This window comes from Ruegeria sp. YTSA108 (assembly GCF_059610185.1).
In genome coordinates, this window is record NZ_JBXWND010000002.1 from 351,481 (window position 1) to 376,633 (window position 25,153).

General features: G+C 58.1%; 29 protein-coding genes. 21 read left to right on the plus strand and 8 right to left on the minus strand.

Annotated features, from left to right (window positions below; translation table 11 throughout):
• The first annotated feature begins 1 nt into the window (after position 1).
• Both AC2FHW_RS04800 and AC2FHW_RS04805 read left to right on the plus strand, forming a co-directional pair.
• The gene (locus tag AC2FHW_RS04800; RefSeq protein WP_271947429.1) at positions 2-460 is read left to right on the plus strand and encodes a DNA polymerase III subunit chi; all 459 of its coding nucleotides are present in this window, start codon (positions 2-4) and stop codon (positions 458-460) included.
• Between the two features lie 29 nt (positions 461-489).
• The gene (locus AC2FHW_RS04805; protein WP_271947427.1) at positions 490-1,536 is read left to right on the plus strand and encodes an aldo/keto reductase; all 1,047 of its coding nucleotides are present in this window, start codon (positions 490-492) and stop codon (positions 1,534-1,536) included.
• A 68-nt stretch (positions 1,537-1,604) separates the two neighbouring features.
• On the opposite strand, the gene AC2FHW_RS04810 is transcribed toward AC2FHW_RS04805, so the two are convergent.
• Positions 1,605-2,591 carry a GlxA family transcriptional regulator gene (locus AC2FHW_RS04810; RefSeq protein ID WP_142633426.1) on the minus strand — a complete coding sequence of 329 codons (987 nt, stop codon included), beginning with the start codon at positions 2,589-2,591 and terminating at the stop codon, positions 1,605-1,607.
• Positions 2,592-2,722: 131 nt separating this feature from the next.
• Between AC2FHW_RS04810 and bcoG the strand changes: the two genes are divergently transcribed.
• From bcoG to AC2FHW_RS04830, 4 genes are all read left to right on the plus strand, one after another.
• The gene (gene bcoG / locus AC2FHW_RS04815) at positions 2,723-3,637 is read left to right on the plus strand and encodes a 3-dehydrocarnitine:acetyl-CoA trimethylamine transferase BcoG (RefSeq protein WP_271947424.1); all 915 of its coding nucleotides are present in this window, start codon (positions 2,723-2,725) and stop codon (positions 3,635-3,637) included.
• Between the two features lie 73 nt (positions 3,638-3,710).
• Positions 3,711-4,199 carry a lipocalin/fatty acid-binding family protein gene (locus AC2FHW_RS04820; protein WP_185956605.1) on the plus strand — a complete coding sequence of 163 codons (489 nt, stop codon included), beginning with the start codon at positions 3,711-3,713 and terminating at the stop codon, positions 4,197-4,199.
• A complete protein-coding gene (locus AC2FHW_RS04825) occupies positions 4,199-5,665 on the plus strand; it encodes a carnitine 3-dehydrogenase (protein WP_271947421.1) in 1,467 nt (488 codons plus the stop codon). Before AC2FHW_RS04820 ends, AC2FHW_RS04825 begins: the two co-directional genes overlap by 1 nt.
• The gene (locus tag AC2FHW_RS04830; RefSeq protein ID WP_496675922.1) at positions 5,662-6,420 is read left to right on the plus strand and encodes an SDR family oxidoreductase; all 759 of its coding nucleotides are present in this window, start codon (positions 5,662-5,664) and stop codon (positions 6,418-6,420) included. Before AC2FHW_RS04825 ends, AC2FHW_RS04830 begins: the two co-directional genes overlap by 4 nt.
• A 1-nt stretch (position 6,421) precedes the next feature.
• Here AC2FHW_RS04830 and AC2FHW_RS04835 read toward each other — a convergent pair whose 3' ends face one another.
• Both AC2FHW_RS04835 and AC2FHW_RS04840 read right to left on the minus strand, forming a co-directional pair.
• Complete coding sequence (locus AC2FHW_RS04835; RefSeq protein ID WP_142633436.1) at positions 6,422-6,604, minus strand: hypothetical protein; 183 nt, start codon at positions 6,602-6,604, stop codon at positions 6,422-6,424.
• Between the two features lie 79 nt (positions 6,605-6,683).
• The gene (locus AC2FHW_RS04840; RefSeq protein WP_271947415.1) at positions 6,684-7,553 is read right to left on the minus strand and encodes a helix-turn-helix domain-containing protein; all 870 of its coding nucleotides are present in this window, start codon (positions 7,551-7,553) and stop codon (positions 6,684-6,686) included.
• A 107-nt stretch (positions 7,554-7,660) separates the two neighbouring features.
• On the opposite strand from AC2FHW_RS04840, the gene AC2FHW_RS04845 reads away from it, so the two are divergent.
• The 3 genes from AC2FHW_RS04845 to AC2FHW_RS04855 are packed head-to-tail and all read left to right on the plus strand — an operon-like array spanning position 7,661 to position 9,665.
• A complete protein-coding gene (locus tag AC2FHW_RS04845) occupies positions 7,661-7,864 on the plus strand; it encodes a DUF2061 domain-containing protein (protein ID WP_271947413.1) in 204 nt (67 codons plus the stop codon).
• Positions 7,857-8,741, plus strand: coding sequence for a fatty acid desaturase (locus AC2FHW_RS04850; protein ID WP_271947411.1), 885 nt, complete (start codon positions 7,857-7,859; stop codon positions 8,739-8,741). The genes AC2FHW_RS04845 and AC2FHW_RS04850 overlap by 8 nt, the downstream gene beginning before the upstream one ends.
• 21 nt (positions 8,742-8,762) lie before the next feature.
• The gene (locus tag AC2FHW_RS04855) at positions 8,763-9,665 is read left to right on the plus strand and encodes an EamA family transporter (RefSeq protein ID WP_271947409.1); all 903 of its coding nucleotides are present in this window, start codon (positions 8,763-8,765) and stop codon (positions 9,663-9,665) included.
• On the opposite strand, the gene AC2FHW_RS04860 is transcribed toward AC2FHW_RS04855, so the two are convergent.
• The 3 genes from AC2FHW_RS04860 to AC2FHW_RS04870 form a co-directional block, all read right to left on the minus strand.
• Positions 9,662-11,035, minus strand: coding sequence for a DEAD/DEAH box helicase (locus AC2FHW_RS04860; RefSeq protein WP_271947407.1), 1,374 nt, complete (start codon positions 11,033-11,035; stop codon positions 9,662-9,664). The genes AC2FHW_RS04855 and AC2FHW_RS04860 overlap by 4 nt on opposite strands.
• 184 nt (positions 11,036-11,219) lie before the next feature.
• Entirely contained in the window at positions 11,220-12,161 is a 942-nt protein-coding gene (locus AC2FHW_RS04865) for a glycosyltransferase family 2 protein (RefSeq protein ID WP_496710288.1), read from the minus strand.
• 18 nt (positions 12,162-12,179) lie between these two features.
• Positions 12,180-13,787 carry a peptide chain release factor 3 gene (locus tag AC2FHW_RS04870; RefSeq protein ID WP_142633448.1) on the minus strand — a complete coding sequence of 536 codons (1,608 nt, stop codon included), beginning with the start codon at positions 13,785-13,787 and terminating at the stop codon, positions 12,180-12,182.
• Positions 13,788-13,896: 109 nt separating this feature from the next.
• On the opposite strand from AC2FHW_RS04870, the gene AC2FHW_RS04875 reads away from it, so the two are divergent.
• The 8 genes from AC2FHW_RS04875 to AC2FHW_RS04910 all read left to right on the plus strand — a co-directional run bounded on the left by AC2FHW_RS04875 (position 13,897) and on the right by AC2FHW_RS04910 (position 21,297).
• Positions 13,897-14,259, plus strand: coding sequence for a SnoaL-like domain-containing protein (locus AC2FHW_RS04875; RefSeq protein WP_496821497.1), 363 nt, complete (start codon positions 13,897-13,899; stop codon positions 14,257-14,259).
• 74 nt (positions 14,260-14,333) lie between these two features.
• Positions 14,334-15,113 carry an SDR family oxidoreductase gene (locus AC2FHW_RS04880; RefSeq protein WP_496821538.1) on the plus strand — a complete coding sequence of 260 codons (780 nt, stop codon included), beginning with the start codon at positions 14,334-14,336 and terminating at the stop codon, positions 15,111-15,113.
• Positions 15,114-15,115: 2 nt separating this feature from the next.
• On the plus strand, positions 15,116-16,228 hold the full coding sequence (locus tag AC2FHW_RS04885) for a YhaZ family DNA alkylation repair protein (RefSeq protein ID WP_496821499.1): 1,113 nt from the start codon (positions 15,116-15,118) through the stop codon (positions 16,226-16,228).
• Between the two features lie 90 nt (positions 16,229-16,318).
• The gene (locus AC2FHW_RS04890; RefSeq protein WP_496821501.1) at positions 16,319-17,365 is read left to right on the plus strand and encodes a methyltransferase domain-containing protein; all 1,047 of its coding nucleotides are present in this window, start codon (positions 16,319-16,321) and stop codon (positions 17,363-17,365) included.
• Between the two features lie 80 nt (positions 17,366-17,445).
• Entirely contained in the window at positions 17,446-18,531 is a 1,086-nt protein-coding gene (locus AC2FHW_RS04895; RefSeq protein WP_185956606.1) for an ABC transporter ATP-binding protein, read from the plus strand.
• Between the two features lie 121 nt (positions 18,532-18,652).
• Complete coding sequence (surE, locus tag AC2FHW_RS04900) at positions 18,653-19,435, plus strand: 5'/3'-nucleotidase SurE (protein ID WP_282021908.1); 783 nt, start codon at positions 18,653-18,655, stop codon at positions 19,433-19,435.
• Positions 19,432-20,082, plus strand: coding sequence for a protein-L-isoaspartate(D-aspartate) O-methyltransferase (locus AC2FHW_RS04905; protein WP_496821503.1), 651 nt, complete (start codon positions 19,432-19,434; stop codon positions 20,080-20,082). The genes surE and AC2FHW_RS04905 overlap by 4 nt, the downstream gene beginning before the upstream one ends.
• Positions 20,083-20,145: 63 nt before the next feature.
• On the plus strand, positions 20,146-21,297 hold the full coding sequence (locus AC2FHW_RS04910; protein ID WP_496706028.1) for a peptidoglycan DD-metalloendopeptidase family protein: 1,152 nt from the start codon (positions 20,146-20,148) through the stop codon (positions 21,295-21,297).
• A 63-nt stretch (positions 21,298-21,360) separates the two neighbouring features.
• On the opposite strand, the gene AC2FHW_RS04915 is transcribed toward AC2FHW_RS04910, so the two are convergent.
• Entirely contained in the window at positions 21,361-22,032 is a 672-nt protein-coding gene (locus AC2FHW_RS04915) for a helix-turn-helix transcriptional regulator (protein ID WP_496708519.1), read from the minus strand.
• Between the two features lie 21 nt (positions 22,033-22,053).
• Positions 22,054-22,359 carry a hypothetical protein gene (locus AC2FHW_RS04920; protein WP_142633465.1) on the minus strand — a complete coding sequence of 102 codons (306 nt, stop codon included), beginning with the start codon at positions 22,357-22,359 and terminating at the stop codon, positions 22,054-22,056.
• Between the two features lie 219 nt (positions 22,360-22,578).
• Between AC2FHW_RS04920 and AC2FHW_RS04925 the strand changes: the two genes are divergently transcribed.
• From AC2FHW_RS04925 to AC2FHW_RS04940, 4 genes are all read left to right on the plus strand, one after another.
• The gene (locus AC2FHW_RS04925) at positions 22,579-22,794 is read left to right on the plus strand and encodes a twin-arginine translocase TatA/TatE family subunit (protein ID WP_142633467.1); all 216 of its coding nucleotides are present in this window, start codon (positions 22,579-22,581) and stop codon (positions 22,792-22,794) included.
• A 6-nt stretch (positions 22,795-22,800) separates the two neighbouring features.
• A complete protein-coding gene (gene tatB / locus AC2FHW_RS04930) occupies positions 22,801-23,259 on the plus strand; it encodes a Sec-independent protein translocase protein TatB (protein ID WP_271947386.1) in 459 nt (152 codons plus the stop codon).
• Complete coding sequence (gene tatC / locus AC2FHW_RS04935; protein WP_142633471.1) at positions 23,256-24,173, plus strand: twin-arginine translocase subunit TatC; 918 nt, start codon at positions 23,256-23,258, stop codon at positions 24,171-24,173. The genes tatB and tatC overlap by 4 nt, the downstream gene beginning before the upstream one ends.
• 117 nt (positions 24,174-24,290) lie before the next feature.
• Positions 24,291-25,133: an ATP-binding protein gene (locus tag AC2FHW_RS04940; protein ID WP_496821505.1), complete on the plus strand. Its 843-nt coding sequence runs from the start codon at positions 24,291-24,293 to the stop codon at positions 25,131-25,133.
• Positions 25,134-25,153: the final 20 nt, after the last annotated feature.

Genomic DNA, 25,153 nt, shown 5'->3' on the forward strand with positions numbered 1-25,153 from the left:
AATGGGCGCCGTTTATTTCTATCACCTGACCCGCCAACCGCTGGAAAACACCTTGCCCGTGTTGCTGGACAAGGCGCGGCAGGCCGGGTGGAAGATAGCCGTGCGGGGAACTGATCCCGCACGGATGGATTGGTTGGACGAAAAGCTGTGGCAGGGCCCCGAGGAAGGGTTCCTGCCACATGGCCGCACCGGGGGGCCGCATGACAGGGACCAGCCCATATTGCTGACGACAGGGGCCGAGGCCGCAAATGATCCGGCTTGCGTGATGGCTGTTGATGGTGCCGCGGTTGAACCCGAGGAAGTGAACGCGCTGGAACGCGTGTGCATCCTGTTCGATGGGAATGATGATCAGGCTCTCCAACATGCCCGCGGGCAATGGAAAACACTGACCGGGGCGGGCTGTTCGGCGCAATATTGGTCCGAGGAATCGGGCCGGTGGGAAAAAAAAGCCGAGGCATAGGGCCTCCGCAGATTTCAGGAGAATGAGCGATGGAAATGAAGCCCCTGGGCCGTACTGGAATCATGGTGACAGACCTGTGTCTGGGTACGATGACATTTGGTACGCAGACATCCGAGGCCGACGCGCATACTCAGATGGACATGGCACTTGATGGGGGCATTAATTTTGTCGATGCCGCCGAGATGTATCCGGTGAATCCCATCTCGAAAGAGACGGTGGGCCGGACCGAAGAAATTCTGGGCAACTGGAACGCCGCCAACCCGTCACGGCGTGGTGAATATGTTCTGGCAACCAAGCATTCTGGGGCAGGGTTCGCACATGCGCGCGATGGCGCACCGATTTCACCGCAGACAATCCCCGAGGCGGTCGAAGGTTCCCTGCGCCGACTGCAAACGGATTGCATCGACCTTTATCAGTTTCACTGGCCGAACCGCGGCAGCTATATGTTCCGGCAAAACTGGACCTATGCGCCTTCGGGGCACAATACCGATGAGGTTCTGGACAATATGCACGAGTGCCTTGTTGCCCTGAAGGAACAGGTCAACAAAGGAAATATCCGAGCGTTTGGCCTTTCGAACGAAAGCGCTTGGGGCACCGCTCAGTGGTTGCGGATCGCCGAAGCCACCGGCACGCCCCGCGTGGCATCGGTTCAGAATGAGTATTCTTTGATGTGCCGGCATTTCGACACCGATATGGCCGAGCTGAGCGCGCATGAGGATGTGGGGCTGATGGCCTTTTCACCGCTTGCCGCCGGATTTTTGACCGGGAAATACCAAAACGGCATGGTGCCCGAGGGTTCGCGGATGTCATTGGTGCCTGAGGTGGGAGGACGTCATTGCAGACGGGCATTTGAGGCGGTTGCGGCCTATCTAGAGATCGCTGACCGCCACGATCTGGACCCGGTCCATATGGCGCTGGCCTGGTGCCGGACGCGGCCCTTCATGATGTCGGCCATTTTCGGCGCGACAACGGTGGCGCAGCTTGGGCATATTCTCGACGGTAAGGAACTTCGCCTTTCTGGGGAAATTCTGACTGAAATCACCGAAGCGCATCGCGCGCATCCTATGCCGTTTTAGGGACGCTGGCCTCATCTCCGCAGGCGGAGCCTCCCCCGAGGTATTTCAGCCAGATGAAGCAGATCCGCTTAGTGATGGCTGGGTTGTGTCCTGTCTTGCCTCAGGTCCCGGGCCGAAAGGCCGTGCGCTGTGCGAAAGGCGCGGGAAAAGCTGGATTGCGAGGCGAAACCCGTCGCCAGAGCCACATCCATCAGTGACATATCGGTGTCCGTCACCAATCTGCGCGCCTCGGCCAGTCGGAGCTGCAGGTAATGGTCCTGCGGCGTGGTGTTCAGGCGCAGGCGGAATTGCTGTTGCAGGGTGCGTGAACTGGTGCCCAGGGTTTCGGCGATATCTGCCAATGGCATAGGGTCGTCCAGTGCGGATTGCATCAGCGTATTGGCTTTGGCGGTCAAAGCTGTGTGGCGGTGCGGCGCACCGGTGCGGCTTTGTGGTTTTGTGGGATCAGGCGCACCGTCATAGAGGAACAGACCCGAGACGCGGGCGGCAAATCCGGCGCCATGGCGGGCGGCGATGATATGCAGCATCATCTCGACCGCTGGGATCGCCCCGCCCGAGGTCAGGCGGCCTTCAGAAACGGTAAACCGGTCAGGGCGCACGTCCACTTCGGGGAAGCGGGCAGAGAAGTTCTCCAAATCTTCCCAATGGGTGGTGGCGGCGTGGCCGTCCAGCAGGCCTGCCTCGGCCAGCAACCAGGGGCCGCCGTCAATACCTGCCATTGTGGCGCCGGTCTTGGCGATGCGGCGTAGGCCGGCCAGCAGGCTGGGTGTGGCATGGCGGGCCAGTTGGAACCCGGCAACGACAATCATCAGATCGCAGGATTGCAGCCGGGCCAAAGGTACACCCGGAACCGAAAGCGCACTGGTCAGCATGGCCGGTTCAGCGGTGGCTGTCACATAATCCCAGTCAAAGGCCGGACGATCCGCCAACCGATTGGCGGCGCGCATTGGATCAACGGCCGACGCAAAGCTGAGCGTGTTGCATTCGTCCAGCACCAGCACAGCCGTTTTCAGGGCACGATGTTCGGGCTGCAATATGTTTTTTGCGGATTTCATCAAGTTCGATTCGCATTCTGACAAGTGTTTGACCAAAGCTGCGCCAAACTCGGGGGCGAAAGCAAATCGGAATCCGTGGAGAAGCCTGGGGAAAACTCAGGGTTAACCGGGTATAAGCTGGGGAGAACGCCATGCCTTTGGAAATGAACCGCGAAGTCTTCATTACGTGCGCCGTCACAGGCTCGGGTGGGACGCAGGATCGCAGCCCGCATGTGCCGCGTTCGCCAAAGCAGATCGCCGACAGCGCGATAGCTGCAGCCAAGGCAGGGGCGGCGGTGGTGCATTGCCATGTGCGCGACCCTGAGACCGGAGCGCCTTCGCGTGATCTGGCACTGTATCGTGAGGTCACAGATCGCATTCGCGATGCCGAGGTCGACGCCGTGCTGAACCTGACTGCTGGCATGGGCGGCGACATGGTGTTTGGCGGTATCGAAAACCCGCTGCCGCTGGCCGAGGCGGGAACTGATTTGGTTGGCGCGACCGAGCGTGTGGCCCATGTGGCCGAATGCCTGCCGGAAATCTGCACCCTCGACTGCGGCACCATGAATTTTGCCGAGGCCGATTATGTGATGACCAACACGCCGGGTGCGTTGCGCGCGATGGGCCAGATGATGACCGATCTGGGGGTAAAGCCCGAGATTGAGGCCTTTGATACCGGTCATCTGTGGTTCGCCAAGCAGTTGGTGAAAGAGGGCGTTCTGGAGCCGAACGCTCTGGTTCAGCTGTGCATGGGCGTTCCATGGGGTGCGCCGGATGATCTGAACACCTTCATGGCGATGGTGAACAACGTGCCGGATGACTGGACCTTCAGCGCGTTCTCATTGGGCCGGAATGAGATGGCCTATGTGGCCGCTGCGGTTCTGGCGGGCGGCAACGTGCGCGTCGGGCTGGAGGACAACCTGTGGCTGGACAAAGGCGTGCTGGCCGAGAACTGGCAACTGGTTGAACGCGCGGGCAGCATCATCGAGAACATGGGTGCGCGCGTGATTGGCCCCGCAGAAGTGCGTGAGAAGCTGGGCTTGGTGAAGCGGGCGCCGAAAAGCTAGGCGCGCCATGTTCCGCCGAGTTCTTTCATGGGTAGTTGGATGCTTGCTCGTTGGATTGATTCCAACGTGTGGCTTGGTAGACAATGAGGGCTTTCGAGCACGTCAATTTAATATTCAACCCGTCGAAGCGGTGAACTGGTCGATCTTTGACGAACCGTATTTTGAGGTTGCTGCGTCCAGACGCAAAAGCAAGGGCAAGCAGCGGCTTTTTGTGAGGCTTGAGGGACAGCCATACCCTAGCTATCAATTGCGTGACCCGGACCGGACCGAATGTTTTGGGTACATCGCAGGAGCAAGTGATTGCTTTGAAAACCACCTGAGCGTGCCTACCCGGCGATCCGAGTCTGCACTTGAATATGACATCACTGCCGCAAGCCCCACAAAGTTTCACATCATCTACGTGGGTGACGGGGAGCAGATGGTTGTATTGGCCCGCCCAGATAGGTCGTTTGCAGTTGTACTGAGCAGAGATTTAACGATCACACAAAATCAACTGACGATTGCGCGTGACGTACTGAGCGAAAATGGGTTTGACCCTCAAGAGTTGAAAGTAGTGAAGTGATGACAAAAACAGCAGCAATCATTGGCGGCGGAGTTATCGGCGGCGGATGGGCCGCGCGGTTCCTGCTGAACGGTTGGAACGTTCGGGTATTCGACCCGGACCCGGAAGCCGAGCGTAAGATCGGAGAAGTTTTGGACAATGCGCGCCGCTCGCTACCGGGGCTGAGCGACGTCCCGTTGCCGCCTGAAGGTGCGTTGTCATTCCATAACGATATGGCCGATGCAGTGCAGGGTGCTGCTTGGATTCAGGAAAGCGTGCCGGAACGGCTGGACCTGAAGTTGAAGGTTTACAAGGGCTTGCAAGAGGCTTGTGATCCGGGAGCGATCATCGGGTCCTCAACCAGCGGGTTCAAGCCGTCAGAGTTACAGGAGGGCGCGCTGCGCCCCGAACAGATCGTGGTGACGCACCCGTTCAACCCGGTCTACCTGCTGCCGCTGATCGAACTGGTGCCAACTGGTGCGAACCCGCAGGAGATGATCGAACGGGCGCAAGAGGTCCTGAAATCGGTCGGGTTCTTCCCGCTGCACGTCAAGAAAGAGATCGACGCACATATCGCTGATCGGTTCCTTGAGGCCGTCTGGCGCGAGGCGCTGTGGCTTGTCAAGGACGGCGTCGCCACGACCGAGGAAATCGACGAGGCGATCCGTATGGGGTTTGGCATCCGTTGGGGGCAGATGGGTCTGTTCGAAACCTATCGTGTCGCCGGCGGCGAGGCTGGGATGCGGCATTTCATGGCGCAGTTCGGCCCGGCACTGAAATGGCCCTGGACCAAGCTGATGGATGTGCCCGAATTCACTGACGAGCTTGTAGACCTGATTGCGGATCAGTCGGATGCGCAATCCGGCATGCATTCGATCCGTGAGCTGGAGCGTATCCGCGACAATAACCTTGTGGGCATGATGCGCGCGCTCAAGGCGCAGAACTGGGGCGCGGGGGCGGTGCTGAACCAACATGATGCTGCGCTGAAACCCGGTGCGCTGCCATCGCTGGATCAGGCTGATCTGAGCCAGCCGATCCTGACCCTGTCGCGCGCGGTGCCTTTGGACTGGACCGATTACAACGGTCATATGAACGAAGCCAAATATCTTGAGGCCTTCGCCGCCGCCACCGACCGGTTCATGGAGATCATCGGCTGCGATATGGAATATATCTCGTCCGGGGGCAGCTATTTCACAGCGGAAAACCACATTCGTTACATGAATGAGGTCCATGCGGGCGCAAAGATTGAGGTGCGCACCCAGATGCTGTTGGGGCAGGGCAAGAAACTGCACGTGTTCCACAGCATGTATAGCGGTGAGACGCTGCTGGCGACCGGGGAGAGCTTTTTGCTGCATGTCAGCCTGGACACCCGTCGCCCCAGCCCGCCATCGCCCAGCATTGAGGCCGCGATGGCCCGCATCGCCGAAGCGCAGGCCGGATTGCCTTATCCCGAAGGGGCCGGGGTTGCGATCAGGAAACCCTCATGACCTGCCGGGTGTTGGTGACGGCTGGCGCTTCGGGTGTTGGTCGGGCTATGGCAGAGGCGTTTGATGCGGCCGGGTATGATGTCTGGATCACAGATATTGATCGGGCGGCGCTAGATGGCGTGCCGGATCATTGGACAGCCCACCATGCTGACGTGTCGGATGAGGGTGATATGCATGCCGTGTTCGCCGCGATTTCTGATGCGGGTGGTCTGGATTCGCTCTGCGCCAATGCGGGAATTGCCGGGCCAACCAGCGCAATCGAGGATATCGACCTGAATGATTGGCGTAGCTGCGTAGCGGTCAATCTGGAGGGGGCGTTTCTGGCTGCCAAATACGCCGCGCCGCTGATGAAATCCGCCCGGGCGGGCAGCATCATCCTGACCTCATCCACTGCGGGGCAATATGGCTATCCCTTTCGTGCGCCCTATGCCGCGGCCAAATGGGCGGTGATCGGATTGATGAAAACACTGGCGATGGAGCTTGGCCCTCACGGCGTCCGCGCCAATGCGATTTGTCCCGGCGCGGTGGAGGGCCCAAGGATGGAAGGCGTTCTGGCACGCGAGGCGGCGACCAAAGGCATGAGCCGGGACGAGGTCTATCAGGGCTATGCCTCGGGCACGTCCATGGGTCGTTTCGTCGAAGCGCAGGACATCGCCAATATGGCTGTCTTTCTGGCCTCTGGCGCGGCGCGGTTGGTGTCGGGTCAGGTGATCGCGGTGGATGGTCACACGGTCAATCCCGACCCGAAACTGTAACCTAGCCCTGGTTGGGGCCTCGGATCTGGCGGATGGTCTGACGAACGGCTTGCCAATCGCGGGCTTGCTGAGCGTTCCCGGCAGCCTCGCATTCGCGCATTTTCATTGCGGCTTCTGCCTCGGCCTGGTCACCGTGCGCCGTGTACAAAGCCCGTGCATATTGGGCTGTTTTCAGTGCGTCCATTCCTGTGGTCCTCCGTCTGTGGTCGGAATGCCCGAAAGTTCGCGCCCGGTGACGATACCACAGGTTGTACGGGGATGCATCACATGTCGCGGGAAATCGCTGCTCTGAGCTGTTGCAGGTGCTCTGGAAAGTCCCGCGCGGTCACGACCGCCTCGCGAACCAGAGTGTCGAAATGGCGGCTGAAAATTTCAATCCGGTCGCGATCGCGAAAGGCCATGTAATGGCTTCCTGCGTAAAACACGCAAAGAAGGGGACCGAAAATCGTTACGGGAGCCGAATACAGCCGTTTGGCATCAAACAGATAGATGCGCAGCCGTGGGTAGAGCTGTTCACACAACTCCAAAAGGTGGTCAATCTGATCCAGCCGCTTGCGAAGGCTAAGACCTTGATAATAGCCGGTTGCATGCGCAAAGCTGTCGATTTCGTACATCGGCATTGCGATCTCGTAATCGGACTGGGCGCTGCGCATCCAGGTCAGTCGATCTTCGGACGCACCTATGGCCTGATCTGCCGTGCGCCCCAGATGCGGTGCGTATTCCCATTCCAGAACGGTGCGGGTCTTGAGCATGTCGGGCAAGGTCGCAGGAACATATCTGATTTTGTAACCCGCTGCCTCTTGGTGCCACTCGAATATGCGCTCATCTACCAGGGCGCGGGGGGCCTCAGTCATGCTCAGCGACAAAGCCAGCAACTCGGCCGCGCTTTCCGGCCGGTCAGACAGGCTCAGCAACCAGTCCGCCGAAACACCCAATGCCGTCGCGCAGCTTCCGACAACATGGGCATTCGGCAACCGTGCCCCGTGATCGGTCAACAGTTGCGATACGGTTGAGCGGTCAACACCGATCTGGCGCGCGAAGGCGCTTCGGCTGATTTGGCGTTCTTCCATTGCGCGGGCCAGGCGCAAACGGAATTGAGCGGCGCGGTCGCGTTTGTCGATTTTATCCTGCATGTGGTGATAAATATCATGTTTGATGAGTTTTGTTAATCATATTCAGAATGTTCAACCTAATCGATGGGCCGTAATTCTTAAGCCATAACAATATTATGGGTGACGGAATGGAAACACGGCGCAGATCGGTCGTGAAAGCGGTTGTGTGGAACATGATGGGCCTGATCATCATGTCGGTGATCGGGTTGATCGCCACAGGATCCGCCGCGATTGGCGGAACACTGGCCGTGGTGAACACAGCAATCGGTCTGACGCTCTATGTGATTTATGAGAGGGTCTGGGCGGGCATTTCCTGGGGCCGCAATGCTTGAGCGTCCGGGCCCGGAATGGGGCACTTTCACGCTGATGCTGGCCTGTTATGCTGCCTGGTTGGCCGTGATCTTCTTCCTGCCCATCTGGTTAGCGGTTCCAGTGATGGGCGCGGTGGCCGCGTTACATTCATCATTAACGCATGAGGCGCTGCACGGGCATCCTTTTCGCACCAGATGGATGAATGAGGCGCTGATGGCGCTGCCTTTGAGCTTGTTCATCCCATATCAGCGGTTCCGAGACCTACATCTGGCCCATCATCGGGATGCAACGCTGACCGATCCCTATGATGATCCTGAATCAAACTATCTGGACCCAAAAGTTTGGTCGGGGCTAGGCCATTGGCACAGGCGGTTGTTATCGGTGAACAATACTCTGCTGGGGCGGATCGTTTTGGGCCCTGCAATCGGACAGGTTGCCTTTGTCAGGGACGAGTTGCGAGGGGCCGCGCGTGGCGAATGGGACATATTGCGCGCATGGGCTTTGCATATGGCGGGCGTGGTTGCGGTTATCTGGATCGTGACCTTGTCGCCTTTGCCGGTCTGGGCCTATGTCCTGTCCGCGTATTTGGGGCTTGGCCTTGTCAAAATACGCACTTTTCTGGAACACCGTGCGCATGAAGATGTGGGGGCAAGAACCGTTATCATCGAAGATCGCGGGATACTGTCTTTTCTGTTTTTGAACAACAATTTACATGTAGTTCATCATCTGAACCCGCGTACCCCCTGGTATCAACTTCCGAAGATCTACCAGCAGGGTAAAGAGGGCTATCTGGCCACGAACAAGGCCTATGTATACCCTTCATATGCCGATGTTTTCCGGGCGTATTTCTGGAAGGTAAAAGACCCGGTGGCGCATCCGCTCTGGCCAAAGGGTTGATTTGCGGCCACAAAAGGCGGCATGAGCCTCTGGATACCTGTCACTATCGCCGCCGCAACGTTTCAGACGGTGCGGTTCATGCTGCAAAAATCGCTGAGCAGTGTAAAGCTGACGGCCGCCGGGGCGACATTTGCCCGGTTTGCCTATTCAATCCCGCTGGTTCTAATCGCTCTGATCGTGGCGCTGCAGTTGACGGGGTATTCCTTGCCGCCGTTGACCGCCCGGTTCTGGGTGTTTGCCACCATTGGAGGAACGGCTCAGATCCTTGCCACGATCTGTGTCGTCGCCTTGTTCAAACAGCGCAATTTTGCTGTCGGCATAACTTTTAAGAAAACCGAAGTAATCCAGACCGCCATCGTTGGTTTTCTGGTCCTGGGCGATCAGGTCTCGTCCTGGGCGCTTGGTGCGATCTTTCTGGGGCTGACGGCTGTGTTGCTGCTGTCGAAAAGTCCCGGAGGAGACGGGGCGTGGTGGCGACATCTGACGAACCGGGCCTCGCGGCTTGGCCTGGGATCAGGTGTGCTGTTTGCGTTTTCCTCGGTCAGTTATCGGGGTGCCTCGCTTGAACTGGGCGAGATTGATGCGTGGTTTCGGGCACTTGTGACGCTGGCAGTCGTTGTCTCGCTCCAGTTCGTCAGCATGGGCCTGTGGCTGTTGTGGCGAGACAGGGCCGAGCTGCGCGCCGTGTGGCAGACACGCCGAACAGGCGTATTTGTCGGGCTGACCAGCCTGTGCGGATCGTTCTGCTGGTTCTTGGCATTCACCTTGCAAAACGCCGCCTACGTCAAGGCTCTGGGGCAGGTCGAGCTGATCCTCAGCCTGTTCGCGTCGATCTTGTTTTTCCGCGAAACCATCACCCGGCGCGAGATCGCCGGGATGACGTTATTGGGCGCATCAATTCTGGCGCTGGTTTTGTCTATTTAACCTGTGCGGCGTTCGTCGAAGCTGAGCGCGATAAAGCTGGGCAGGTGATCGCCCATTCCCACGACCGAAGGACCGTTGTCAGCGCGCCGTCCACGGCCTCTGACTTCTTTATCCTTCTTGCGATCTTCTCTTTTATCGTCGATTTTGGGGGCCTCTGTTGGCCGGGCTTCTGCTGGCCGGGCCTTTTTCTCGGGCTTTGGCCTCTCGGGTTTCGGCTCTTCCTTTACCGGATTGTCCAAGCGAGGAATTTCTTTTTGAATCAGCTTCTCGATCGCGGCCAGTGCTTTTTCATCGCGACCCGAACAGATCGTGATCGCTTTGCCTTCGCGTCCGGCGCGACCTGTACGACCGATCCGGTGCACATAATCCTCGGGGTGGCCGGGGACGTCGAAATTGATCACATGACTGACCGAGGGCACATCCAATCCGCGCGCGGCAACGTCCGAGGCGACAAGCAGGCGTAGTGTTCCGTCACGGAAACCGTCCAGTGTTTTCGTCCGTTGTGACTGATCGAGATCGCCATGGATCGCGGCAGCATCATAGCCGTATTTCTTCAGTGATTTCGCACAGATATCCACATCGGTCTTACGATTGCAGAAGATGATCGCGTTGGTGCATTTTTCGCCCTCGGAGTCGATCAGCGAACGCAGGACCTGGCGCTTGGCACTGGCCTCGCGGTCACGGCGGCCACCTTTGAACATGACCACACTTTGCTCGATGGTTTCCGAGGCCGTTGCCTGACGGGCAACTTCGATCCGGGTTGGGGCCGACAGGAATGTATCGGTGATCCGCTCAATCTCGGGCGCCATGGTGGCTGAGAAGAACAGCGTTTGGCGTGTGAATGGCGTCAGCGAAAAAATGCGTTCGATATCGGGGATAAAGCCCATATCCAGCATTCGGTCGGCCTCATCCACCACCATGATCTGGACGCCGGTCAACAGCAGTTTGCCGCGTTCGAAATGGTCCAGCAGACGACCCGGTGTAGCGATCAGAACGTCGACGCCACGGTCGATCAGCGCATCTTGCTCCTTAAAGCTGACGCCGCCGATCAACAGCGCTTTAGTCAGTTTCAAGTGCTTTGAGTAGGTATCGAAATTCTCGGCCACCTGCGCGGCCAGTTCCCGCGTCGGGCACAGCACCAGCGACCGCGGCATGCGCGCACGTGCGCGGCCACGGGCCAGCAATGTGATCATCGGTAGCGTGAAGCTGGCGGTTTTGCCTGTACCGGTCTGGGCGATACCCAGAACGTCCTTGCCCTCAAGCGCGGGTGGGATTGCGCCTTCCTGGATCGGTGTTGGCGTTTCGTATCCGGCTTCCTCAATGGCTTTGAGGACCTTCGGGTTCAGGTTCAGTTCGTTAAACTTTGTCATGTATGTCCGGTTGTTGCGGACACTAAAACCTGGCCCGCGCGTAAAGAATGTGCCGGGCCCGGATGGCCATGCGATGTTTTGTGCATTTCGGCTTGGCGGGACATAACAAAATCACGGGGCAGGGTCAAATGAAGTCACTTTTACGCTGCAACACCGGCTGACCATGCGGATTTATCGCAACAATTCAGGTACTTCCGGGGAAATGTTTCGCGACTTTTCCATCCAAATCCAACGGACGGTGCTTAATCAGCCCAAACTTTTCGAGGCGGGTGCGAACTTCTTGGTCGGCGCCACTGATTTCATCATAGAAAGCCCGCAGGCCGTGAGCCCCATCTTCTTCTTCGATCCAGCTCAGCAATTCATTCATGTTCATCCCGCCTTGTTCGCGCGGAACATTGGGTGACATGCCTGGCTGATACGAGCCCTTTTCGAACCGGAACCGATAATGGGCTAGCCAATGATCCCAGTCAGGTGCATGACGGTGGCATAGATCAACCTGGGGCAGCTCGACCTTGGTCGGGAGGATTTCGCCATCCTGAAACAGATTGTGAATCCGGAAATTGATCCGAGGTAAGCCTTTGCGAACAAAAAGTTTACCCTGAACATGGCTGAGGAATCCAGCCAGAACAAATCCGCCAAAATTCGGAAATAATGCCTGAACGATCCCATCACGGCCCTGACCAGCGGGGATATAGGCTTTGTACAGGTCTTCGGTTCCGCCCACGGGCTCGATCGGACGAACGCGCACCGCTGGGATACGTTGCGGAATCTCCGCTAATATCGCGCCAAGGTCGGATTGCGGCCAGAGGAACTCGTCCAGATCAATATGGGCAAGCCAGTCGACCTCAGCCTTTCTGTAAGTAAAGCTGGCATTTGCGGTTTGCCGGACCTGATGTTTGTCGGGCCTCTCGCGCTTTCGGTTCGACCAGTACCCTTCGTCGCAGTTGCGTATTTCGATCCGTGGGTGGCGGTTCAGGGCGTTGAACGCAGCCGGGCAGGGCTCGTCCAGATACAGATACATCCGGTCGGCCCCGAGATCGAGGTGATAGGCCGCAAACCGAAGTATGTCCGGGGCCGAGCCCCGGATCGTTGATACAATGCCCCAGCTTGGGACATTATCCGGCATATGAAGCTCGTGACCCTGTCACGCCATCATCTCTTTGGTGGCGGTCAGGTTCAGGTCGGGATAGTCCCGCACGACCCGGTCGATGTCCCACTGCAGGCGAGTCAAATAGACGATGTCGCCGTCATGATCATGAGCGATGTGCTGCTTGTTGGCATTGACGAATTTCTCGACCTCAACCTTTTCACCACTGACCCAGCGGGCGGAGGTGAACTGAGACGCCTCGAACCGTACCGGCAGGCCGTATTCCATCTCAATCCGGCTGGCCAGAACCTCGAATTGCAGCGCGCCAACGACGCCGACGATAAAGCCCGATCCGATCGACGGTTTGAACACCTTGGCCGCGCCTTCCTCGGCGAATTGCATCAGGGCTTTTTCCAGATGCTTGGCTTTCATCGGATCGCCTGGTCGCACGGTTTGCAGCAGTTCCGGCGCAAAGGAAGGGATGCCGGTTACCCGGATCGCTTCGCCCTCGGTCAGCGTGTCGCCGATGCGCAGCTGGCCGTGGTTTGGGATGCCGATGATGTCTCCGGCCCAGGCCTCTTCGGCCAGTTCCCGGTCGGATGCAAGAAACAGCACAGGGTTCGAGATTGCCATCGGCTTTTTCGATCGAACATGGGTCAGCTTCATGCCGCGTTTGAAATGGCCCGAGGCCATGCGCACAAATGCCACCCGGTCGCGGTGCTTGGGGTCCATATTGGCCTGAACCTTGAAGACGAACCCAGAGACTTTCTTTTCTTCTGGCGCGATCTGACGGGGTTCCGCGGACTGTACCTGCGGCTGTGGACCATAGGCGCCGATGCCTTCCATCAGTTCCTTGACGCCGAACGAATTGATCGCCGAGCCGAACCAGATCGGGGTCATGTGGCCTTCCAATACCGCTTGGGGGTCAAGCGCGGGCAGCAATTCGCGCGCCATCTCGACCTCTTCCAGGAACTTTTCCAACAGGTGCTCGGGCACGTGTTCGGCCAGTTTCGGGTCGTCCAGCCCATTGATTTCGATGCTTTCGGCCACCTTGTTGCGGTCGGCGCGGTCCATCAGTTCCAACCGATCGCGCAGCATGTCATAGCAGCCGATGAAATCGCGGCCCACGCCGATGGGCCACGCAGCAGGGGTGACGTCGATCGCCAGCATTTCCTGAATTTCGTCGATGATCTCGAACGTATCGCGGCTTTCGCGGTCCATCTTGTTACAGAATGTCAGGATCGGCAGATCACGCAGGCGGCAGACCTCGAAAAGCTTCTGCGTCTGGCTTTCCACGCCTTTCGCGCCGTCGATTACCATCACGGCGGCGTCCACTGCGGTCAGCGTGCGATAGGTATCTTCCGAGAAATCGCTGTGGCCGGGCGTGTCCACCAGATTGAACCGGAAGTTTCCATAGTCGAAGGACATGGCCGAGGCCGAGACCGAGATCCCGCGATCCTTCTCCATCTGCATGAAATCCGAACGTGTCCGCCGTGCCTCACCCTTGGCGCGTACCTGACCGGCCATCTGGATGGCGCCGCCATACAGCAGGAACTTTTCCGTCAGGGTCGTCTTGCCCGCATCCGGGTGCGAGATGATGGCAAATGTCCGGCGCCGGGCGATCTCGGGCGGCAAGGTGGGTTGGTTCGTGGCGGTATCAAGCATAGTCGCGCGTATAGGCGGGGAATTCTGCCGAAGCAAGACAAAGAGGCTGGTTCGAATCGTCTGCCTGTGGCAATAAGAACATATAGTGAACAAATAATGGAGAGGATCAATGAATTTGAAAGAAATCGCCGATGAGCTGGTGGCGGGATGCCGGGAAAACCGGGCCAAGGCCAATCTGGATAAGCTGTATGCGGTGGATGCCATTTCGGTTGAGGCCGTCGATGCATCCGGTATGGGACGCGAGGCGCATGGGCGCGACGCGATCCGTGGCAAGCACGATTGGTGGGAGAGTTCGACCGAAGTGACGGGCGGAAACGTCAGTGACCCGATGGTGCATGGCGAAGACCGTTTTGCCGTGATCTTTGAGGTGCAGGGCAAGTTCAAGGAAAGCGGTGAGAGCTTCGATATGTGCGAAGTTGCGCTGTATCACGTCGCGGATGGCAAGATCGTCCGGGAAGAGTTCTTCTACTAACCCCTTGTCATCAATCTGTCTTCCCTGTCTGCTGGGTGCAAGACATGCGGATAATCACAGATGGGGAGGAACAGATGGATCTGGGAATAGGTGGAAAGCGCGCGCTGGTCTGTGCCAGCAGCAAAGGTTTGGGTCTGGGCTGCGCCGAGGCTCTGGCAGCGGCTGGTGTGGACCTGGTGATGAACGCACGCGGCGTCGAGGCGTTGGAGGCTGAAGCCGCGCGCTTGCGTTCGGAATATGGTGTCGATGTGCAGAGCGTTGCCTGTGATGTGACCTCGGAAGAGGGGCAGGCGCAGGTGATTGCCGCAGCACAGGGCGTTGATATCCTTGTGACAAATGCCGGTGGCCCACCTCCGGGCATGTGGTCGGATTGGCAGCGTGACGACTTCATCAAGGCATTGGACGCCAACATGCTGACCCCGATTGCCTTCATGAAGGCCTTGTTGCCCGGCATGATGGATAAGGGCTGGGGCCGGGTGGTCAACATCACCTCACAATCCGTACGCGCGCCGATCGCAGTGCTGGGCCTGTCGAACGCGGCGCGGACCGGGTTGACCGGCTATGTGGCCGGAACCTCGCGGCAGGTCGCGCCGCATGGGGTGACAATCAACAACCTGTTGCCGGGGATACATGCCACGGATCGGGCGGATTCCCTGGACGGAGGCGTGGCCGCGCAGCAGGGCATTTCCATTGATGAGGCGCGCGCGCAGCGTGAGGCAACTATCCCCACGCGCCGCTATGGCTCGCGGGAAGAATTCGGCGCAACTTGCGCGTTCCTGTGCTCGCAACATGCGGGCTTTATCGTCGGCCAGAACATCCTGTTGGATGGTGGCGCGACCAATCTGACGATGTGACCATGGCGCAAGGGTTTTCACTGAAGGATCAGTTGTTTAATGCAGAAAAGACCGGCTATCTGGCGGGGCTTTTTGCCGAGGCTGATCCAGGGTTCGATGCACAGGCGTTTCAAACGCAGGTGATGTCACGCCTTCTCGAGCTTGAGTTGAAAGAGCGGATGGCGTGGATCGCCGAATGCCTGCAGCAACAGGTTCCGGGTGAGCTGCCAACTGTCGCTCCGACCCTTTTACGGGCCTTGCCGTCGCCGCTGGATCCGAACAAGACCGACGACGATTTTGGCGATTTCATTTTTGCGCCGCTGGGGGATTGGGTCGTGAATGTCGGCCTTGATCACCCCGACCTCGCGCTGGACGTGCTGGCTGAACTGACGCAGAGGTTTTCGATGGAATGGGCCATTCGCCCCTTTCTCAATCGCCACCCCGAACACGTCATGGAGCGGCTGGAGGATTGGTGCGGACATGACAGCTATCACGTGCGGCGTCTGGTGTCCGAAGGAACCCGCCCGCGTTTGCCATGGGGGCAGGCGGTGGGGCTGGAATTGACCGATCCGCTGCCTCTGCTGGATCGGCTGCATCAGGACCAAACGCGCTATGTGACGCGGTCGGTGGCCAACCATCTGAACGACATCTCCAAAAAAGACCCGGATCTGGTACTGGACCGCCTGCTGGACTGGTCTCGTTTACAGCGTCAGGAAACGGACGAGCTGCGGTGGATGACCTCTCATACCCTGCGCGGACTGATTAAGGCCGGGCATCCGCGCGCGATGAAGATGCTGGGCTATGACCCTGATGCGGACATACAGGTCTCAGTGATGATAAATGGTCAGGCGCGGATTGGCAGGGCGCTTGAGTTTGACGTTTCTTTGGCTGGCGCTGCAGATCATCCGGTTCTGGTTGATTATATCATTCATTTCCAAAGACCTGGAGGAAAAACCTCAGCTAAAGTTCACAAACTGAAACAGGCCGCCTTGCGGAATGGGGTTTTGACGCTGAGCAAGAAGCACAAGCTCAAAGGCGATGCGACGACGTTCAGGCTTGTTCCAGGCGCGCATCGTTTGGAGATACAGGTGAACGGCCGGGTGCGCGCGGATCAGGATTTTGAACTACTGGGCTAACTCAACCTTTCGTCAGAATGCTCGGCTTTTGATTGCACGGCACGCAGCGCTGCGTTAGCTGAGCAACAGTCAGGCGAGGGGATGACAGCGATGAAACATGAATCGGTGCAGAACTACTATGGCGAGGTCCTGCAAAGCAGCGCGGACCTGCAGACCAATGCGTGCTGTACGCCCGACGATATGCCGGATCATCTGAAGAGGATTCTCGCAAATATTCACGATGAAGTACTGACCCGGTATTATGGATGCGGTCTGATCGCGCCGCTGGATCTTGAGGGGATGAGCATCCTCGATCTAGGCTGTGGCGCGGGTCGGGATGTATACGCCCTGTCTGCCATGGTGGGCGAGAAAGGGCGCGTGGTCGGCGTGGATATGACGCCCGAACAGTTGGATATCGCCCGCGCGCATCAGGATTATCACGCCGAAACCTTTGGATATGCCCAAAGCAACGTGGAATTCCATCACGGCTACATCGAAAAGCTGGATGAACTGGACTTAAAGGCGGGGTCTTTCGATATCATCGTTTCGAACTGCGTGATCAACCTGGCCACCGATAAGGAGGCAGTTCTGTGCGGCGCGCACCGCCTGCTTAAGGACGGCGGAGAGATGTATTTCTCGGACGTTTATGCGGATCGTCGCGTACCGCAGGCAATGGCCGAGGATGAGGTTCTGTATGGCGAGTGTCTGTCCGGTGCGCTGTACTGGAATGACTTTCTGTCGATGTCTCGCAAAGCCGGTTTCGGCGACCCGCGTCGAGTCACGCACCGCCCCTTGACCATCGAAAACCCGGTTCTTGAGGACCGCGTGGCACCGCTCAAATTCCTGTCAGCCACCTATCGTCTGTTCAAGTTACCTGCGTTGGAACCCGCCTGCGAAGATTATGGTCAGGCCGTGATCTATAAGGGCACTGTGCCCAATGCCGCGCACATATTTGAGCTGGATGACCACCACGCAATCGCGACGGATAAGGTGTTTCCGGTGTGCGGCAACACATGGATGATGCTCAAAGACACGCGGTTTGCGCGGCACTTTGAGTTCATCGGTGATTTCTCAACCCATTTCGGCATCTTCGAAGGCTGCGGTGGTGAAAGCCCATTTGAGGTGACCGGGCAGGCCGAAACGGGCGGCTGCTGCTGATCCCTTGCACCCAAAGGGAGGGGTTGCTATCCCCGCCCAAGCCCGATTGATTTGATCGGGTAAGGCTACGGGGTTCATCGGTGACAGTAAACGCAACTCCTCCGCGTCTGGAAATTCGCAATCTGGTCGCCCGGTACGAAGGTCGGGTGGTGGTTGATGACGTCTCGCTGACCGTGCAAGCGGGGCAGGTGACATGCCTGTTGGGGCCGTCAGGGTGCGGCAAGTCGACGACGCTGCGGATGATTGCCGGTGTCGAGATGCAAGAGACAGGCCAGATCTATGTCGATGGCAAGCTGATCTGCGATACGGTGTTCCGTGTCCCGCCTGAGCGGCGCGAGATTGGCCTGATGTTTCAGGACTTTGCCCTGTTCCCGCATCTTAGCGTAGCTGACAATGTTGCCTTTGGCCTGAAGGGTAGCAAAGATGAAAAACGCGCACGCGTGGATGAGTTGCTGGCCAAAGTCGACCTGATGCGTTTCGCAGACAGCTTTCCACATCACTTGTCGGGCGGTGAGCAACAGCGGGTGGCTCTGGCGCGCGCATTGGCCCCACGCCCCCGGATCATGTTGATGGATGAGCCGTTTTCGGGGCTCGATAACCGGTTACGCGATGGAATTCGGGACGAAACTCTGGCGATCCTCAAGGAAGAGGACGCCGCTGTGCTGTTGGTTACCCATGAACCCGAAGAAGCAATGCGTATGGCCGATGAGATCGCCCTGATGCGCCGTGGCAGAATCGTTCAACAGGGTGCGCCTTACAACGTCTACACCCGTCCTGCGGACAAAGCTGCAGTTGCATTCTTTAGCGATATAAATGTGTTAGGCGCGCAAGTTAACGGAGCTTTGGCCGATACGCCATTTGGTCAGTTTCTTGCTCCGGGTGTGCCGGATGGAACGAATGTTGAGATTGTATTTCGGCCTCAGCACGTCCGTTTGGATTTTGATCGCAATGGCAAAGGTCCACTGCCGACACCGACGGACGGTGTAGCCGCGCGTGGTGTGGTCGAACGGGCGCGTTTTCTGGGCAACGAAAGCTTGATTGAATTCCGTATGGACTATGATGATTCAATCTTGAAAGCGACCGTTCCCAACGTGTTTGTCCCGCAAGCGGGGCGGGTCATGTGGCTGACCATTCGCCGCGATCGGTGCTTTGTATTCCCCAAATAGGGTCCAAAACTGCAGTTTAGGCGCAAGTGGTGCGTGAAAGCCTCAGATTGCACCTGCGGGTTGCTTGCCGCAGTGCGGGGCTGGGTCTATCAAGGAAAAAACGCTGCGGTGGATGGGGCATATGCGTATTCTTCTAACCAATGATGACGGTATCAATGCGCCGGGACTTATCGCACTCGAGGCGATTGCTGCCGATCTGGCCGGACCGGATGGTGAAGTCTGGGTCGTTGCGCCCGCTTTCGAGCAATCCGGCGTGGGGCATTGCATCAGCTACACGCACCCGATGATGGTTGCCAAGCTGGGAGAACGCCGTTTTGCTGCGGAAGGATCACCAGCTGATTGTGTCTTGGCCGGTTTGCACGATGTGATGAAGGACGCGCCACCCGACCTGATATTATCTGGTGTGAATCGTGGGAACAACTCGGCCGAGAATACGCTGTATTCTGGCACAGTCGGGGGCGCGATGGAGGCGGCCCTGCAGGGGGTTCCGGCTATTGCCCTGTCTCAATATTTCGGTCCGCGCAATTTGGGGCTGGATGACCCGTTCGAATCCGCGACCCGATTTGGTGCCGAGCTGGTTCGTAAGATACTGGGGGCGACGCCGGCAGAACAAGGCGATTACCGTTTGTTTTACAACGTCAATTTCCCCCCAGTGCCTGCGGATGAAGTACAGGGCACCCGGATCGCCCCTCAGGGTTATCGGCGTGACACACATTTCTCGGTCGAGCCGCACAGCTCACCTTCGGGGCGGCGGTTTCTGTGGATCAAGGGCGGGTATCAACACAACCCGACTGCACCTGGGACGGATGCTGCCGTCAATCTGGCAGGCTATATCTCGGTCACACCAATGCGTGCGGATCTGACGGCGCATGACGCGCTGGAAGCGTTAAAGTCGATCGAATGAGCGGACTGGACCCTGAAACAACCATGCAGTTCCTGTTTGCCCTGCGCTCGCGCGGGGTGACGGATGCACGCGTGCTGGCAGCCATGGAGCAGATAGATCGCGGCAGTTTTGTCAAAGGCCTGTTTGCAGAACGCGCCTATGAGGATACGCCGCTGCCGATTGCGTGCGGCCAGACGATCAGCCAACCGTCTGTCGTTGGGCTGATGACGCAGGCGCTGGAAGTACGTCCGCGTGATACCGTGCTCGAGATCGGGACCGGATCGGGCTATCAGGCCGCGATCCTGTCGAAACTGGCACGCCGGGTATACACGGTCGAGCGTCATAAGCGACTTGTGCGCGAAACCGGCCAGTTGTTCCGTGATTTGGGGCTGACAAATGTGACGGCAATGTTGTCGGATGGTTCGTTTGGTTTGCCCGAGCAAGCCCCGTTTGATCGTATCATCGTGACTGCAGCTGCCGAGGACCCGCCCGGGCCGCTCTTGGCGCAGCTCAAAATCGGCGGTATCATGGTTTTGCCGGTGGGGCAGTCGGATACGGTCCAGACGTTGATCAGGGTCCGGCGCACCGAATCCGGTTTGGACTATGACGAATTGTTGCCTGTCCGTTTTGTGCCCTTGTTAGAAGGGCTTGGGAAGGATGGAGCTTAAAGGAATATTCTGCAAAATGCGCCGGAACCCCGATGAACAGGGGCAGGTGTCGAGGACAATAAAATGAGAGCAGTTTCCAAATCAGCAATGCGCCGCTGTGCGTTAGGAGTGGCTAGCCTTGCAATCCTGGCTGGGTGCGAAGGGCCGCTGGACTATGATCTTCGCGGACAGGTAGGCGGTTTTTCCACCGCCGAAGCAGCACAGTCGGCGACGACCAACCGGCCCGCACCGGATGCCAGGGGTGTCATCACATATCCGACCTATCAAGTGGCGATTGCTCGCCGCGGTGACACTGTCAGAGACTTGGCCGCAAGGGTTGGTTTGCCTGAAGGAGAGCTGGCGCGTTTCAATGGTCTAATGCCTACCGATTCCTTGCGCGAGGGCGAAGTTGTGGCACTGCCCCAGACGGTCGGTTCCGCAAGCTCTGTCGATATTGCGACGATAGCTGGTACGGCAATCGACGAAGTCCCCGCAAATGGCTCGGTCCGTACATCAACGCTTGAACCCGCAAAACCTGCGGCGGCACCGGCACCAACCGGTCCCGAACCGATCCGCCACAAGGTGAAACGTGGTGAAACGGCATTTACAATTTCACGCCTCTATGACGTTCCCGTTGAGGCGCTGTCAGACTGGAATGGATTGGATTCCGATTTTACCGTCCGCGAAGGCCAGTTCCTTCTGATCCCGGTGAAAAGCCAATCCGCACCGCGCAAAGCTGCAGTGCCTGCAACGAATGTGACTCAGCCCGGTCAGGGGTCTCCGACACCGACGCCGCCCAGTGCTACGCAGCCCTTGCCCGACGAAACCATTTCCCCGGCCACTCCGGCACCTGATGTGACCGCCGAGGCACCAACAAATCAAAGCAATTCGGCGCTTGGGCTTCCTGTGAACGGTACGATTATCCGCACCTATCAAAAGGGAAAGAACGAGGGGATCGACATCGCAGCGGCCGCAGGATCGCCTGTAATGGCGGCAGAGGCGGGAACTGTTGCGGCGATCACTGCTGATGCAGATCAGGTTCCGATCATCGTTGTTAAACACAACAGTGATCTGCTGACCGTCTATGCCAATGTGGCAGATATCACGGTCAAGAAAGGGGATCGCGTGCGACGAGGGCAGAAGATTGCCTCGCTGCGGAGCGGGGACAACGCCTATGTCCATTTCGAAGTGCGCAAAGGCTTCGAATCTGTAGATCCAGAGCCCTATCTGAAATGATAAGAATGGCCCCGTCGGGGCCATGCCGCTGGCAGGGATAATCCCAACCCGATGACGGCAGGGTTAAGCGTATGGGTCGTAATCGCTCAGACGCTTTCCCGGCTCGTCTGCAAAAATCTCGGGCAGGGGAAGGACGGTTTCGATAAGGTCAATTCGGAAGACCCGGAAACCATCGCGGAGTTCACACCAAGAAGTCAGCGTCCAGACTCGTCCCCAATACTCCATATGCAATGGCCGAATGGTGCGCTCGGTCAGCACGCCGTCGATCCTGCGGTAACTCAGACGTAATTTTTGTCGTGATTTGATGGCGGCGCGGATCGGGGCCATATGCGCCAGCCCGCGTGCGGCATCGGCAAAGGGGTAGACCGCAAATTTCCAGCTGTCAGCCTCGGAAATCACCTGTGTAGGCAGCACGGCGTCGATCTTTTCAGCCAAAGACTCGGCGGCGGTTTTCAAGTCGGGGTCGGCGGCCTCGGCCACGATTGCCATGCCAAGGTTCAGCGCTTCCAGTTCGGCCGGGGTCAGATTCAGCGGGGGCAGGGTGATCTGCTCACGCACCATATAACCTACGCCGCGCTCACCTTCGACCGGAACGCCCGAGGCGGCCAGCGTATCCATGTCGCGATAGATCGTGCGGACCGACACCTCCAGCCGATCCGCGATGTCCTGCGCACGGTGCAAGCCACCATCGCGCAGGATCTGAATAATGTCGAACAGACGATCAGTACGGCGCATGACACGCCGCTCTGACCGGGGTTATGCGGTCATGTTCCATAGCACGTTCTCGTGGCGCATCTGCATGCCTTCGGGGTTGATCGCTGCGATCAGTGCGGGCGCAAAACCCTGCTGCGGGAACTGCGCAGCTGCGTCCTGTGCGGCCTTCATATCGGTCCAGATCACGTAGTCAGTCCAGCGCCCGTCTTCGCCTTGACTGAGTTGACGATGGGCAAACCCCGGAGCTGCGCGTACAAAGGCTTCGGACGCTTGGCTGAGTTTTACGAACTCTTCCGGGGTTGTCCCGTTGGCGAGGGTGAAGGTGACGATTTCTGCAACATGGGTCATGTGAATCTCCGTTGACCAGGTTTCGATACCGCCTACCTAGTCTCTATCAACTGACACAAACCTGTCAGTTGATCAATCCGAGGCCGTAAAAAACATCGGATCGGATCAAATTTGAAGGCAGATTTGAACCAACTCACTTTTGCAGGCGGGCCAGCGGGCGTAGACACGGACACAGATCACATTTCCGGCGTACGGCGCCGACGTTATAGGAGAAGAGAGATGCTCAACAATATTGGCCTTCCCGGCATTCTGCTGATCGCAGTTGTGGTTCTGGTGCTATTCGGCCGTGGCAAAATCAGCTCGTTGATGGGCGAAGTGGGCAAAGGCATTACGTCATTCAAGAAGGGCGTCAAAGAAGGCGCAGAGGAACTGGATCAGGACGCATCCGAGCTGGCCAAGGACGTCACGCCCGAGACCGACAAAGACAAGGTCTGATCCGGTATGTTTGATCTGGGCTGGACCGAGCTTCTGGTCATCGGCGTCGTTGCCCTGATCGTTGTGGGGCCAAAGGATCTGCCGGTTTTGTTCCGTAATGTCGGTCGTTTTGTCGGCAAGGCCCGTGGCATGGCGCGCGAATTCAGCAGTGCCATGAACGATGCGGCGGATCAGGCCGGTGTGAATGACATCAAAAAAGGTCTCAACGCGGCCACCAACCCTGTAGGCAGCGCCATGGATGGTGTGAAAGAGGCCGCGCAGGACCTGGCCAAAAGTATCGACCCCACCAAGTTCGACCCCGATAGCGAGACCGGTAAGCTGGCTGCCGAACGGGCCGAGCAGGCCAAGAAGATTCAGGCCTCGACCGCACGCGCTGCGGCCGAGCGGAAGGCGAAAGAAGCCGCCGAAGCGATGGCCAAGGCTGAAGAGGCCGAAGCCGCGCTGAGAACCGAAGGCAAATCATGACCGACACAGACGAGATCGAAGACAGCTCGGCCCCATTGATCGAGCATCTGGCGGAACTGCGCACCCGGCTGATCCGCGCGGTCATTGCCTTTGTAATAGGCATTGTCCTGGCCTTTACGGTCGCGGAACCGATCCTGCAATTCCTGGTTCAACCAATCGAGGCAACGCTGCGCGATCTGGGCGATCCGTCTCCGACTTTGCAATATACCTCGCCACAGGAATATCTGTTTACGCTGTTCCGAATTTCGATGGTCTTTGGCTTCGCGCTGGCTTTCCCGGTGATCTCCTATCAACTCTGGCGCTTTGTGGCGCCTGGTCTGTACCGGTCTGAGAAGGGCGCTTTCCTGCCATTCCTGGTCGCCTCACCGTTCATGTTCCTGCTGGGGGCATCTTTTGCACAATTCGTGGTAACGCCGCTGGCCATGCAGTTCTTTTTGGGCTTTGCGGATGTCAGTTCGATTTTTGCCAATCTGTTGTCGGCGACTACCGGAGATGTTCCGGAAGAGATCGTGGTTGTGCCCGAAACCACCGAGGGCGTGAAGATCACGTTCTTCGGCAAGGTGAATGAATCGCTGGATATCACGCTGAAATTCATCCTTGCCTTTGGTCTGTGTTTCCAACTGCCTGTGCTGCTGACCTTGATGGGTAAGGCCGGACTTGTCAGCGCCGAGGGTTTGGGCAGTGTCCGAAAATACGCCATGGTAGGTATTCTGGTGCTTGCTGCCCTTGTGACACCGCCAGACGTGATCACTCAGATCATCCTGTTTGTCGTGGTCTATGGCCTCTATGAGGTGTCGATTTTCCTTGTCGCCCGAGTTGAGAGAAAGCGCGAGGCCGAGCTGCGCGCAGAAGGATACTATGACGACGAAGAAGAGGCTGATGCCGATATCATCCACGAAGAAGACGGCAAATAAAGCTGCGATCAAGCAATGAACAGGCGCGCCCAGCCCGGCGCGCCTTTTTCATGCGCCGCTCTTGTCGCGCCGGGCGGAACATGGTTTGAGACCCTCCAAACACGACCGGAGGCCCCAATGGATACACAAGCCCTGAACCGTATTGCCGACGCGCTGGATCGTATGGCCCCGGCGCCTTTGGCCGCGCCCGATTTTGCCGCAGCTCCGGCTTTTGTCTGGCATGTCGAACCCGACCGCCTGGAACCGGTTAAGCAGGTCAATCGGGTCGATTTGGATCTCTTGGTGGGTATCAACCGGTCTCGCGATACACTTTTGGACAATACACGCCGCTTTGCCGCTGGATTTGAGGCCAACAATGCACTGCTCTGGGGTGCGCGCGGTATGGGCAAATCCAGCCTTGTCAAAGCGGTCCACGGCACCCTGCAGAACGAACATCCCGATCTGAAACTGGTTGAGCTGCAGCGCGAGGATATGGGCTCGGTCGCGCGTCTGCTGAACCATCTACGCGCCGCGCCGCATCGGTTCATCCTGTATTGTGATGACCTGTCCTTCAGCCACGATGATCAGCACTACAAATCGCTCAAGGCAGTGCTGGACGGTGGCATCGAAGGTCGCCCGGAAAATGTGGTGTTCTACGCCACCTCAAACCGCCGCCACCTGATGCCGCGGGATATGATCGAAAATGAACGTTCCAGCGCCATCAACCCGTCTGAGGCCGTAGAAGAGAAGGTCTCACTGTCGGACCGGTTCGGGCTATGGCTGGGTTTCCATCCTTGCGATCAGGACGAATACCTTGCCATGATCGACCGCTATTGTGCTTCTTACGGCGTCTCGGTCGACGCAAACACCCTGCGCGCCGAAGCGATCGAATGGCAGGCCACACGTGGTGCGCGCTCGGGCCGTGTGGCATGGCAATTCTTCGTCGATCTGGCCGGAAGAAACGGTGTTCACATCGCGTAATCCGCCGGCTTCATCTGGCT